9 protein-coding genes are annotated in these 13,337 nt (G+C 39.4%); 2 read left to right on the forward strand and 7 right to left on the reverse strand.

Annotated features, from left to right (window positions below; all coding sequences use genetic code 11):
* Window positions 1-36 precede the first annotated feature (36 nt).
* From NSU02_RS17240 to NSU02_RS17270, 7 genes are all read right to left on the reverse strand, one after another.
* The gene (locus NSU02_RS17240) at window positions 37-1,059 is read right to left on the reverse strand and encodes a DctP family TRAP transporter solute-binding subunit (protein ID WP_339193375.1); all 1,023 of its coding nucleotides are present in this window, start codon (window positions 1,057-1,059) and stop codon (window positions 37-39) included.
* 200 nt (window positions 1,060-1,259) lie between these two features.
* Window positions 1,260-1,664, reverse strand: a complete 405-nt coding sequence (locus NSU02_RS17245; protein WP_242009354.1) for a cupin domain-containing protein — start codon at window positions 1,662-1,664, stop codon at window positions 1,260-1,262.
* A gap of 36 nt (window positions 1,665-1,700) precedes the next feature.
* On the reverse strand, window positions 1,701-3,461 hold the full coding sequence (locus tag NSU02_RS17250; RefSeq protein ID WP_311066535.1) for a thiamine pyrophosphate-binding protein: 1,761 nt from the start codon (window positions 3,459-3,461) through the stop codon (window positions 1,701-1,703).
* On the reverse strand, window positions 3,458-4,459 hold the full coding sequence (locus NSU02_RS17255) for an alcohol dehydrogenase catalytic domain-containing protein (protein WP_066250038.1): 1,002 nt from the start codon (window positions 4,457-4,459) through the stop codon (window positions 3,458-3,460). Before NSU02_RS17255 ends, NSU02_RS17250 begins: the two co-directional genes overlap by 4 nt.
* Before the next feature lie 26 nt (window positions 4,460-4,485).
* Window positions 4,486-5,913: an aldehyde dehydrogenase family protein gene (locus NSU02_RS17260; RefSeq protein ID WP_339193376.1), complete on the reverse strand. Its 1,428-nt coding sequence runs from the start codon at window positions 5,911-5,913 to the stop codon at window positions 4,486-4,488.
* A 181-nt stretch (window positions 5,914-6,094) separates the two neighbouring features.
* Complete coding sequence (locus tag NSU02_RS17265) at window positions 6,095-7,450, reverse strand: hypothetical protein (protein WP_339193377.1); 1,356 nt, start codon at window positions 7,448-7,450, stop codon at window positions 6,095-6,097.
* A 238-nt stretch (window positions 7,451-7,688) separates the two neighbouring features.
* Window positions 7,689-9,464, reverse strand: a complete 1,776-nt coding sequence (locus NSU02_RS17270) for an EAL domain-containing protein (RefSeq protein WP_311067370.1) — start codon at window positions 9,462-9,464, stop codon at window positions 7,689-7,691.
* Window positions 9,465-9,753: 289 nt separating this feature from the next.
* On the opposite strand from NSU02_RS17270, the gene NSU02_RS17275 reads away from it, so the two are divergent.
* Both NSU02_RS17275 and NSU02_RS17280 read left to right on the forward strand, forming a co-directional pair.
* A complete protein-coding gene (locus NSU02_RS17275; protein ID WP_339193378.1) occupies window positions 9,754-11,193 on the forward strand; it encodes a PTS mannitol transporter subunit IICBA in 1,440 nt (479 codons plus the stop codon).
* A gap of 40 nt (window positions 11,194-11,233) precedes the next feature.
* Window positions 11,234-13,336 carry a BglG family transcription antiterminator gene (locus tag NSU02_RS17280; protein WP_339193379.1) on the forward strand — a complete coding sequence of 701 codons (2,103 nt, stop codon included), beginning with the start codon at window positions 11,234-11,236 and terminating at the stop codon, window positions 13,334-13,336.
* Window position 13,337: the final 1 nt, after the last annotated feature.

Below are 13,337 nucleotides of genomic sequence, written 5' to 3' on the forward strand. Positions count from 1 at the left end.
GTGAGCACACTCCTAAGAGTTAAATAGTGTCATCATTTATTTGCCTGCCTCCAATAATTTAGCAACTAGATCTTCACCAAATTCTTTTCCGTATTTTTTATAAATTGGCTGTACTTTGTCAATAAACGCTTGCTTTTGTTCATCTGTTAACTCTGTAACAACCATCCCCTCTTTTTCAATCTCTTTAAATAATTTTTCATCTTCTTCTGCATTTAACTGACGCTGATATTCTTTCGCTTCTTCAGCTGCTTTTTTTATGATCTCTTGTTCTTCGCTGGAAAGTGTTTTCCAAAACTTTTCGCTTATTAAAAACGGGCTTGCATTATACACGTGACCGGTTTTTGTAATGTACTTTTGAACCTCATACATTTTATTAGCTGCAACGTTTCCAACAGGATTTTCCTGTCCATCGACAACCCCTTGTTCAAGTGCAGTAAACAGCTCTGTAAAAGCCATTGGAACAGGATTCGCCCCTAATTCTTTCCACAGATCAATATGAAGCTTGTTTTCAAGCGTACGAATTTTTAATCCTTTAATATCATCGACACTTTTAACCTCTTTGACGTTGTTCGTTAAATGGCGAAACCCGTTTTCCCAGTAGTTTATACCAATAACACCTGTGCCTTCCAGATCTTTCATTAATTCTTGCCCAATTTCGCCATCCAAAACTTTGTAAGCGGTTTCTCTGTCTTTAAATAAAAAAGGTAAGTCCAATACGTTAAATCTTGGAGCGAAAGATGCGATCGGCCCATTCGACATGGTTGATCCTTGAATAGATCCCATTTTTAATCCTTCAAATACTTCTAAATCCCCTCCGAGCTGTCCGTCGGGATATACTTCAACTTTAATAGATCCATTTGTTTCTTTTTCGACGATTTCACCAAATTTATAAAGTCCTTTTGAGAGAGAGCGTTCTTTTGTAGTCGCCACTGCTAATTTCATAATTTTAGTTTCTGAAGATTTTGAGCCTGATTCATTATTTTCTCCCGAACTCGAACCGCTTGAACATCCGACTAACAGCAACAAACAAGATATTAAGATGAAAGAAATTTTTTTCATTTTTTCACACTCCTATCTTACAATCAATTTGATTTTCGAAAGGTTTATAGTTTTGATTTTATTAATAACTAGGCGTTTGGGGGAGCAGAAAAGGGCTGACATGGCATGGATTATCCTCATTTCTACCCTGTCAATAACCCCTTTCTTAGTCCATCTTTTTGAAAATGATCGTTTTTGTTTTCCTGCAAAAAATTGCTTCTTTAATCTTCTGGCAGGCTTCCTTGCGGGCTATAGCACCATAACAACCAAAGCGGTTCATTTCCTGTATTAACATGCTGGTGATATTCGCCCTCGGGTATGAACATATAGTCTCCTTCTTTAAATGGACGGCGGTTTCCATTTCCATCAACCACTTCTCCTGAACCTTTTATAACTACGTCCATTTCTTCAGATTCTGGATGGTTGTGAAGGGAGCTTGCTTCCCCGGGGGAAAAAATCGTAATTCCAGCCATAATATGTTTAGATCCTACAGTTTGCGGGGTAATCAGCTGGAAAACCTTGCGAATCTGGTTCAACTCCGGCTTATCCAGCCCTAACCATAATGTTTTAGCGTCTTGAAAAGGATCAAGAACTTTAATTTTCATGCCTGCGCTCGTTTTCGGCATAATCAATTCCTCCTTCATAATTTAATTGGAAATGTTTTAATCCACTGAAACATGGTGAACTTTCCTATCCGGGGAATAGATGTCCATAATATTCCAATGTCCTGCTGTCGGCGTTGGTACATTGATCATCTCCACATCAATCACAAACGGTTTATTTGCTTCAATGGCCCGCTGCAATGCTGGCTTGAATTCCGCTGCAGCTTGAACTTTTACACCTTCCACACCGTAAGCCTTCGCAATGGCTGCATAATCAGGTGAATACGGCTTTCCATCTTTTCGAAATACCGTTCCGTAGGTTGTGTCGAAGTGGGCTTTTTCCAGTCCGGCTATGGTTCCAAAAGCATGATTGTTCATGATCACCCAGACAACCGGAATATTTTCTTCAACAGCGGTGGCAAGAAGCGCCGGATTTTGTCCGAAGCCTCCATCACCGACTAATGAAACGACCACTTTATCTGGATGTGCTATTTTTACTCCTAATGCTGCGGGCGCACCAAAGCCCATCGTGCAATAGCCCCCAGGCGTGAAAATAGTGCCCGCTTCATATACCGGAAATTGCTGTCCAACCCCATTTTTATTCCAGCCGACATCCGTTGTTATAAAAGCATTTCTTGGCAGCACTTCACGAACTTCTTGTAAAATCCGCTCCGGACGCATCGGATAGCAGTCATTACGAATATGTTCCTCATTCTGTTTACGAAATTCTTGTTTATATTGAGAAATTTTCTGTTTCAGCTCTTTATTTTCTTTTCCCTTTGGAACGAGCTCTTTCGCCACCCGGTTTATTACGGAAAGCGCTTGTTTTAAATCTGCCACAATTCCGATTTCAGTCGGATAATTTCTTCCAATCTCGTTCGGATCAATATCAATATGAATCAATTTCGTTTTCGGAATGTTAAAGGTGTATTCCGGCTCCCAGGAGCTGCAATCCGCCTCTGAAAATCTTGTGCCGAGTGCTAAAATCAAATCTGCATGCAAACACATATCATTTACAAATTTTGTTCCCCAGAAGCCTGTCATGCCCAAGGCTAATGGATGATCGTCGGAAATGGCTCCCTTGCCCATTAATGTGTAGGCAACAGGAATGTCAAAATGTTCAGCTAATTCCTTCAATTCTTTGGAAGCATCGGCTAGCATAATGCCTCCTCCAGCATAAATCAATGGATTTTCCGCCTTGATTAGTTTTTCGACAATTTCTTTTGCAGTCTCGTTATCGATAGAAGGCTTATGCAACTTTTTCGTATGATGATTCAATTTTTCAAATAAAGCAATATCGACCTCCTTCGAGAAAATATCCATTGGCACAGATACTAAAACAGGTCCTGGTCTTCCGCTTTCAGCTAATTGAAATGCTTTTTCTAAAATTTCCGGAAACAGATCCGGCCGGTCAACCCGCCATGCACGTTTAACAAACGGGCGGTATATTTCGTATTGGGATGCATCTGCATGCAGGTTAATTTCTTGATGTGGGTGCTTTCCATAGAAATGACTCGGTACATCCCCTGCAATGACAACCATCGGAATGGAATCTAAAGCGGCATTTGCAACACCTGTTGCAGCGTTCGTCAATCCTGGTCCAAGATGGCTTAAGACAACTGCCGCTTCCTTTTTTGCCCTCGCATACCCGTCTGCCATATGTGCAGCAATTTGCTCATGCCTTACATTTACAAACTTGATGGAGCTTTTTTCTAAAGCGGCTAAAACAGCAATGTTTGTGTGGCCGCAAAGACCAAAAATATGTTCAACCCCGCGGTTTTCCAAATATTGAACGAGTTGATCGGAAACCAGCTTTTTCATAATTTTTCTGCCTCCTTAAAGCTTAAAATAACTTTTCCAGCATTTCCGGAAGCGGCCGTTTCATAAGCTTCCTTGTAGTCGGTAATGGAAAAAATTTTAGAAACAATTTGTTCGACGGAAAACTCAGGATCCCGTAGATATTCAATCGCTTGCAAATAGTCATCTGGAAATTGATAAATTATTGAACCATATATTGTGATTTCACTGCGCACAATATGGACAATCGGAAAATTCGCCTCCTGCGCCAGCCCAATCAAAACGACAGCTCCTCCTGGCTTCGCCAATTTTACAGCGCTTTCAACTGAAACCTTTGTACCGGCTGCTTCAAATACAACGTCAAACGTTTCAAGCGATTCAATCTCATGCGGCAAGAAAACTGAAATATCACCGATTTCTCTAACTAAATCAAGCTTGTGCTGATTGATGTCAATCGCTGTCACTTTTGCACCTAAATAATGGGCGAGCGCCGCTGCCAGCATTCCTTCATTCCCGCAGCCGACGACAGCTACCTTCATATTTTTTTCCACATTGACCTTTTTAAAGGCATGGACGATAACTGCGAGCGGCTCTACGAGAACTGCTTTTTTATTCGGCAAGTCATCAGGCACTGCTAAAACATATTTGGAAGAAATGTTAAACTCTTGGGCAAACCCTCCATCAATATTTACGCCTAACGATTTCTTGTTTCGGCATATATTTGTCAAACCTTTTTGGCATTGATCGCATACTCCACAAAATGTATTCGGTAAAACAACGCACCTTGTTCCAATTTTAAATGAAGCTTGTTCCCCTTTTTCCACAATCACCCCAACAAGTTCGTGGCCGGCGCGAACGGGATATTTTGCATAAGGGAGCTTTCCTTTATAAACACTTAAATCAGAACCGCAAATCCCTCCATATACTAATTGAATTTTTACCTCATCGCCTTTTGGAGCTGGAACTGAGTTGTTATGCCGCAGCTCTAGTTCGTTCGGTTTTTTTACATATAGCTCAATCAATCTGTACACCACCATGTTTGTTTCATTCAATAAGGATCTTGAAAAACAATCATCTTCATTTCTGTCATTTCCTGAATTGCATAACGCGGCCCCTCCCGGCCAATCCCGCTATTTTTCACACCGCCGTAAGGCCAATGGTCAAGCCGGAAATTTGAAGTGCCGTTGATTACAACGCCTCCTACTTCCAGCTCCTTAGCTGCTTGATAAATGACATCCATGCGGTTTGTAAATAATCCCGCTTGAAGTCCAAAGGACGAATTATTTGTTTCCGCTATTGCCTCTTCAATCGTACAATACGGAATAATGCTGACAATCGGGCCGAACACTTCTTCACATACAACTTTGCTTTGCTTCGGCGGATTCAGAAGAACAGTCGGCTCAACTGTCGCCCCATGCTGTTTTCCTCCGGTAATCAACTCGGCTCCGGATTGGACTGCTTCCTTGATCCAATTCATAACGCGTTCCGCCGCTCGTTCATCCACCAAACAGCCAATATCTGTATCCGGCGATAATGGATCTCCAACCTTTAATTGCTCCACTTTCTCTTTGAAAAGTTTTGTAAACGGCTCAACGACAGTCTCGTGTACATAAATTCTTTGAACGGAAATGCAGCTTTGACCGGAATTGCTGTAGCCTGTTAAGGCACATAAAGCTGCCGCTCTCTTTAAATCAGCATCTTCGTGTACAATGGTTGCGGCATTTCCTCCTAGCTCTAACAGCACTTTTTTCATTCCAGCCAAGTCACATATATTACGGCTGGCAGCAACTCCTCCTGTAAACGAAATAACATTGACCCGGTCATCCTGAACAATTTGCTGTCCAACTTCTGCTCCTCCGAGCACCATATTAATACCGTGTTTTGGAAAGCCTGCTTCAAGCAGAAGTTTCAGCAATTCCGCTGCAATTAAAGGCGTCTGTGGAGCGGGCTTTAACACAACACTATTTCCGGCTGCAAATGCAGGTCCGATCTTATGACAAATGAGATTTAACGGCGCATTAAATGGGGTGATAGCTGCAACAACCCCAACCGGAACACGAAACGTCACGGCCAATGCTTTTGTTCCGCGCTGCGAAGCGCTTCCTGGTATCGTTTCTCCGATCAGCCGTTTTGCTTCTTCCGCTGATTGCTCCAATGTTTCAACCGAGCGGGATACTTCATCCAATGTGTTTTTCAATGGCTTACCGAGCTCCTCGGAAATAAATTTTGCGAATGTTTCTTTTCTGCAGTCTAGCAAGGAAGATGCTTTTTTTAAAATATTGGCTCTCTCGTAAACTGGAATTCCTGCAATCTCTTTTTTTGCTTGAAATGCTGAGGATAAAGCATTTTCAACATCTTCCTTTGTTGACAGCAGCTGCTCACCGATTATTTCGCCAGAATAAGGGCTCCGCACCTGTACTACTGGCCGCCCCGAATTGATCCAACATCCGTTAATAAATGGCTGGGCTTTTCTCATCTTATCACCTGCTTATCACATCGATTTGGCTCTGGTTACTTTTTTATTAGATCGATCCAATATCCGAGCTTTTTTAGATCGATCTAAAATTCTATTAGATCGATCTAAAAAAATATTTATTGTTGAAAATTTTGAAAATAATCTCTTTTTAAGAAGATTATAAATTTTATTGTAAACGGTGTCAATACATAAAAAGCATTTCAACTAAATAAGCGACCACAATGCCGAACCCAATGTACCCTAATGCAAAAATCATATTCCATGAACCGATCCGATAAGATTGTGCCTTTAATTCATCAGACAAAATTGATACTGATATATTAAATGGGCTGAACATCACAGTCGACAAGCTGCTGCATATTAACACAATGGATAGCGGAATTGGTGGTATGTCGACTAAAAACGGCTGCAAGAGCTCTGCCAATAAAGCAAAACCTACTAAAGGGTGAAAACCAATTAAAGATGTAATGAAAAAATAAAGTCCTATTGTACTATATAAAATCAACGTCTTTTCAGTTCCTAATTCAAAAACAGGTTTTAAAAATGATAGTAATTGCGAGTCTGCCAGCATTTCTACAAATAAACCTGCTCCCAAAAACATGAAAAAGTAATTGGCTAATCCCCTTGTCCGCTCTTTCCAATGCTGGATTGCAACTGTAAAATATCTTTTTCCTTTTTTAATAAACAAAGACCAAATAGCAGAAAATGGGATAATCAATAATACAACAGAAAACAGAAAACCTTTTTGTAAAAAATGTTGAACAGTCGACACCATGAATATCAACAAAAGCAGCATTCCGATTAATTCAAAAGCTTTTTTATAACCCTTTTTCTTATTAAAAAAATGAGGCGTATGAAAGGCGATTTGGATACCTTTATATTTATACGAAGACATGAGCCAATCAAACCCAAGCATTATGATTGCCATCGAAAGCAAAATTGGAAAAATGATAAAATACTGCACTTTTGTAATGTCTATCGTTGAACTCACCATCACCTCCATCGGGCTCCAAGTAAGACATAAAGCATAGGCGCGCAGCAAGTTTTGCGAATAAAATTTCGTTAGCACTTTTTTGGGCAAATCATGCAGTATAACATTTAATGATTTAATAAGAAGGGGGGCTGTAGCAATATTTAAAAATAGACCGAGTATATGACAAACTCCTGAGCTTCGCCGATATAAATGGTTCAGATCAGCAGCTTGATCCTGAAGTAACAAGCTTAAATGTTTATCATACCTTCCGACACGAATGATGGAATTCATAAATGGCAATACAAAAAACAATGAAAGCAAACCAAGCACTTGCTCAAAATGCAAAATAAACGTATGCCATGGCTGCTTACTTTGAATAAATAAAACAAATCCAATCAATAAAAATATGGCACCTGAAATGAGATATAGTCCTCTGGCATAAACCGCTGAAATTGCGAGTGCTACCAAAGCGACAGCTCCAGTGCTATAGCTTATGACTGGAGCATGAAAAAAACGAGATAAAATATAAATAGCTATCAAAACTGTATACACAAAAATGCGCAAAACCTTTCTCTCATCCTTTCTTTCTTAAAATATACTAATACATAATCTACGGGATCTTCCCTTAACATAATACAGTCTATCAAACACATAAACATTTTTACAAAACAAAAAGTCCGGACTCGATATGCCGGCATCTTTTATATGAAAAAACGCACTCTGATAACACGCCGATCCAAAAAATATAAATGCCTCCTCTCCCAAAACGGCTTGAGAAATGGAGGCAGAAGTGAATCATTATTTACATTCTTCTTAAATAATCCCCGGCTTTATCCGCTGGCAAAGGTTTACTGAAATAGTATCCTTGCATAATATGACAGCCCTTCCCTAGCAAATATTTGAGCTGAACATTTGACTCGACCCCTTCTGCAATGACATCCAAATTTAGAGAATGAGCCATTGCGATGATGGCGTTGACGATTGGATTTTCCTTTTGCCCCTGCCCGATTTGCTGTATAAACGAACGGTCGATCTTAATTGCATTGACAGGAAGTCTATTCAAATAATAAAGAGAGGAAAAACCTTTGCCGAAATCGTCCAGATGAATGTGCACACCTAATGATTGGAGCTTTTGAATAATTTTTACCGCATGTTCAAAATCTTTTATGGCCGTTGTTTCCGTTATTTCGATGACAAGCGAAGAATACGGCAGCTTGTATTTTGAAATCGATTCCTGGACTTGATGAACTAAATCACTATGAAAAAATTTACGTGCCGACATATTAACCGCAATTGTTAATTGTTGATTACTAAATTCCTCCTGCCAGCATTTAAGCTGTTTACACGCTTCATCCAATCCTAAGTTTCCTATCAATTCAATCGTATTATCTTCTTCAGCCAACTCAATAAATTCTGATGGAGATAGAAACCCTTTCTCCGGGTGATTCCATCGAACTAAAGCCTCAAACCCGATGGTTCTCCTTTGAATGATGTCAACTTTCGGCTGATAATATAAGACAAACTCGTTCTTGGCAATACCGCGCCGCAGCTCCTGCTTCAAAAGAAAACGTTCGTAATGATGTTCCATAAAAGATTGATAGAAGCGATATGTGCTTTTCCCATCCTTTTTTGCCTCATACATGGCTAAGTCAGCATGATGGATCAGTGTGTCTGCATTGTGGCCATGCTCAGGAAAAAAAGAAACTCCTATGCTTACTGTGATAAACACAGCATTTTCTCCTAAAATTAGTGGATATTGAAGCTCATTGACAAGGTTTGCAGCTAAATTATAAACTTGATCCTTTTCTACATCTCTCAGCATGATGACAAATTCATCGCCGCTATTGCGGCAAAGAAGCGCGTTTTCGTTTTTCATTATGTCTTTTAATCGTTTTGCAAATTTGACTAACAGCTCGTCTCCCTTCTTATGCCCGAAAGAATCATTGATCATTTTAAAATTGTCAATGTCAATAAAGAAAAAGCCTCTTTTTATTTCAGGATGTTTTCCTATTTCTTCATCAACCATTTTTCGAAAAGTAGCCCGTTCTAATAAATTAGTCAACGAATCGTAGTGTGCCAGCTTTAATAATCTTTTTTCCTTTTTATTCCTAGCTATTTCCTTCGCAGTCCGATCCCTAAACAAGCGAAAAATCGTTTCGGCTTTCTCCTTTGTCTCCGTCGTCTCTATGTTTATAATAAAAATGAGCCCAATGATCTCCCCTTTGCTGCTTTTAAGAGGTATTTCCAAATAACCGGCGCCTTCTATATCTCCCTTTAATCTAGAGAATAACTGGTGAATTAATTTTTCGTAAAAGCTCGCTTCCTTTAAAGAACTTTCCAAAGCTAGTATTGGCTGAACATCTCCATCAGACAAATTTCCGTTTCGATACATTGCTAGTACATTTATTTTTGAAGATGTTTCGTCCACTTCTCCGACAAGGACTATTGGCGCATGTAATGTTTCTGCAATATACTTAACAAGGGAGCGAAAGTATTCTTCTCCAACATGAGTCAGCACTTCAACAGCCCGTATACCCAGCACTCTCTCAATCTCTTCCAGAGCTTCGTGTCTTTTCATCCCCACTACGATACCCTCCACATAATACGATTCCATTTTCAAGCACCTTATACAGAAAATAGAAGTTACATTTATAGTAATAAAATACAGGAAATTTGTCATCTGATAGATGCCAAAAAATAGCTAAAAAGAAGGATAAAAAGCATGCGTTTGGTTAAACTTCAAATAAATTTTGTCAGCAGCAAAAGTGACAAACTTGACTTTTCTTTAAATTGAGACTCGCAATGATAACGCTTTAAAATTTAAAATGTAGAAACATTATTCTAAAAAAATAAAAGGGGTGAACACAATGGCAGAATCAAATGTTAAAGTAAAAATACAGAGATTCGGCAGTTATTTAAGCGGAATGATTATGCCAAATATCGGCGCATTTATTGCGTGGGGACTCATCACTGCGTTATTTATACCGACTGGTTGGACACCAAATGAAGCTTTAGCAAAACTAGTGAATCCGATGATACAATATTTGTTGCCGCTTCTAATTGGTTTTACCGGCGGACGCATGGTGTATGATCTGCGCGGAGGAGTTGTGGGTGCAACCGCAACGATGGGAGTAATCGTTGGAGCGGACATTCCCATGTTTTTAGGTGCCATGATAATGGGCCCTCTTGGTGGGTATATTATAAAGCAAGTGGACAGACTGTTCCAAGGAAAAGTTAAATCCGGATTTGAGATGCTTGTCAACAATTTTTCAGCTGGTATTGTCGCTGCTATTTTAACGATTATTGCTTTTTTAGGAATCGGCCCGATTGTCTTAACTTTGAGCAGCGTTTTGGCAGGTGGAGTTAAATTCATTGTCGATGCCAACCTGCTTCCGCTCGCAAGTATATTTATCGAACCCGGAAAAGTGCTGTTTTTAAATAATGCGATTAATCATGGAATTTTAAGCCCGCTCGGAATTGAACAAGCAGCAGAAACAGGCAAATCCGTTTTATTTTTGCTTGAAACGAATCCAGGGCCAGGTCTAGGAATTTTGCTTGCCTATATGCTGTTTGGAAAAGGAAATTCTAAACAAACTGCTCCTGGTGCAGCCATTATTCACTTTTTGGGTGGAATTCACGAAATTTACTTCCCTTATATTTTAATGAGACCATTATTAATTTTAGCTGCTATTGCCGGCGGAGCGAGCGGAGTGTTAACATTCTTACTTTTTGATGCCGGACTTGTGGCAGTGCCTTCGCCGGGAAGTATTATTGCATTAATGATTATGACTCCAAAAGGACATTATATAAGTGTGTTGGCTGGTGTTATTGTTGCAACTGCTGTTTCATTCCTCATCTCAAGCATCATCTTAAAAGCAGCGAAAGCAGACAGCAAGGAAGACTTATCAGCAGCAGCAGAGAAAATGCAGCAATTAAAAGGTAAAGAAAGCAAAGCAGCAGAAATGCTCACAAATCAAGCGCAAAAAGACAGTGAAGATGCCGAGCTGCAAGAAAATGAATTAGACAATGTCCAAAAGATTGTTTTTGCTTGTGACGCAGGCATGGGATCCAGTGCAATGGGCGCTTCCATTTTGCGAAACAAAGTCAAAAAAGCTGGGTTAAATATCGAAGTAACAAACACTGCCATCAACAATTTGCCTGATGACGCAGACATTGTATTTACACATAAAGATTTAACAGATAGAGCAAAAGCAAAGCTTCCAAATGCAACACACATTTCTGTTGAGAATTTCTTAAACAGTCCTAAGTACGATGAACTGCTAGAAAAATTAAAAGAACAGTCATAAGCAGATTGCACAGCTGTGCACTTTAAAAGGGGTGAATTCCATGTACTTGCGGGCGAGAGAACGGGAAATCATCGAATTAATGCTGCAGGAGGACCGACACATTTCCACAAAAGAGATCGCTGAACGATTAAACGTCAGCTCAAGAACAGTTCACCGGGAGCTTAAAAATATAAAAAAAGTGATAAAAAAATATGGTCTTTATATTGACAGCCTGCAAGGAAAAGGAATTCGCTTATTCGGTCCATCGCTGCGGAAACAAAATTTATTAAAAGATATCCGATCTGGAGAGCACACAGACTTTAGCCAAGAAGAAAGAAAAGTGCTTATCCTATGTTCACTTTTAGAGGCCAGCGAGCCTCTAAAACTGTTTACACTAGCCGAAAAATTAAACGTCACTTCTGCAACCGTAAGCAATGATTTAGATCAAATCGAAGAATGGATTGCTCAATTTGATTTGAAGCTCATCCGAAAAAGAGGATACGGAATAGAACTCATTGGACCAGAAAATGGAAAGAGGGCTCTCCTTGGAAACATTATAATGGAGAAATTGGATGAAAAAAGTTTTTTGCAAGCAATTGAAAGGCAAATAAAAGAAGAGAAAAATGAAAAAAGGGAGAAAATTTTTGAAATCATTGATGAAGAAAAAATAAAAACGGTTGAAGGAGTACTTGAAAATTTTCGGCAAACCATTTTATTTTCTATTGCGGACAGTGCCTATATTGCTCTTGCAGTCCATTTAATGCTGGCAGCGGAAAGAATCCAAAAAGGCGAAACGATCGATATCGATCCTCAAGTTTTTCAAGAATTGAAAGGCACAAAAGAATTCGAATCCGCCCGTATGATCGTCAAAGAATTGGAAAAAGCCTTTCAGGTCAAGTTTCCTGAAGCGGAAATCGGCTATGTCACGACTCATTTATTAGGAGCGCGCAGAAAAGAAGATAAAGATTTTTCCTTCTTTGATGTAGATGTAGACATTTCAAGAAAAGTCCATGCGCTCATTGAATTTGTTTCCAACAAAACCGGCTTTCCCTTGACGGAAGATCAATCTTTATATCAAGGGTTGGTGGCCCATTTTGTCCCTGCTATTACACGTTCAAAAGAGAAGATTCATACGCACAATCCTCTGCTGCAACAGATCAAAACAAAATTTTCCGCCCTTTTCGCGTCTGTCGAAGAAGGGGTAAAAAAAATCTTTTATGATCTTCATTTATCAGAGGATGAAATTGGCTTTCTCGTACTGCATTTTGGCTCCGCTTTGGAATCAAAGATGGAGAATATTTCGCTGCAGGGATTAGTTGTTTGCCCCAGCGGAATCGGTTCTTCCAAAATGCTGGCAACGAGACTTCGCAAGGAATTTCCTGAAATAGAAAACATTCATATTGCTTCTCTTATTGATTTAAAAAGGCTGGATGTCAGCCAATACGATATTATTATTTCAACTACCGATCTTCCGTATCGTCATGTGCCATATATTACAGTTAACCCGCTGTTAAATGAGCATGATATCGCCAAAATAAAAAGGTACATGAATGAAAAGCTGACAGAATTCAAAAGAATTGAAAACAATGTTCCGGGCATTCCTTTCCGGAAAAATCCTTCAAACGATATGATTCACATCATCGATCAATTTTTTGAACTGGGCGATATTATCAAAACAGTTTTGCTCCATTTCAATGTGAGCTTGCTTGAAAATACAGGACAGCATAAAAAAAATCTTTTGGAAATCGCCCGCACATTGCATAAAGAAAAATTGATCACAAATGATGAATCCGTTGCGAAGAAGCTTTTGGCGAGAGAACAAAAAGGAGGATTGGGAATTCCCGGGACAAAAATTGCTTTATTTCATTTAAAAGATGAAGAAGTATTGATTCCTTTATTTCGTATTTATGATTTGGACAAAGCGGACAACGTCCTCGGAATGGACGGAAATGCGATGGAAATCAGCCGGATATTGCTGCTTTTAGCTCCTGAACAGCTAACTCAAAATAAGCTGGAAATATTAAGCCAAATCAGTTCAGCTATTATTGAAAGCAAAAGCAGTTTAGCATTATTTGAAAACGGAGATGAAACAGCCGTCTATCATAAACTGAATGTGATTTTCCATCATTATATGAAAGAAAAATTTTTTAATTGGAGTGAGTGAG

The sequence above is a fragment of the Aeribacillus sp. FSL W8-0870 genome (assembly GCF_037963755.1).
GTDB classification, from domain to species: domain Bacteria; phylum Bacillota; class Bacilli; order Bacillales; family Aeribacillaceae; genus Aeribacillus; species Aeribacillus composti.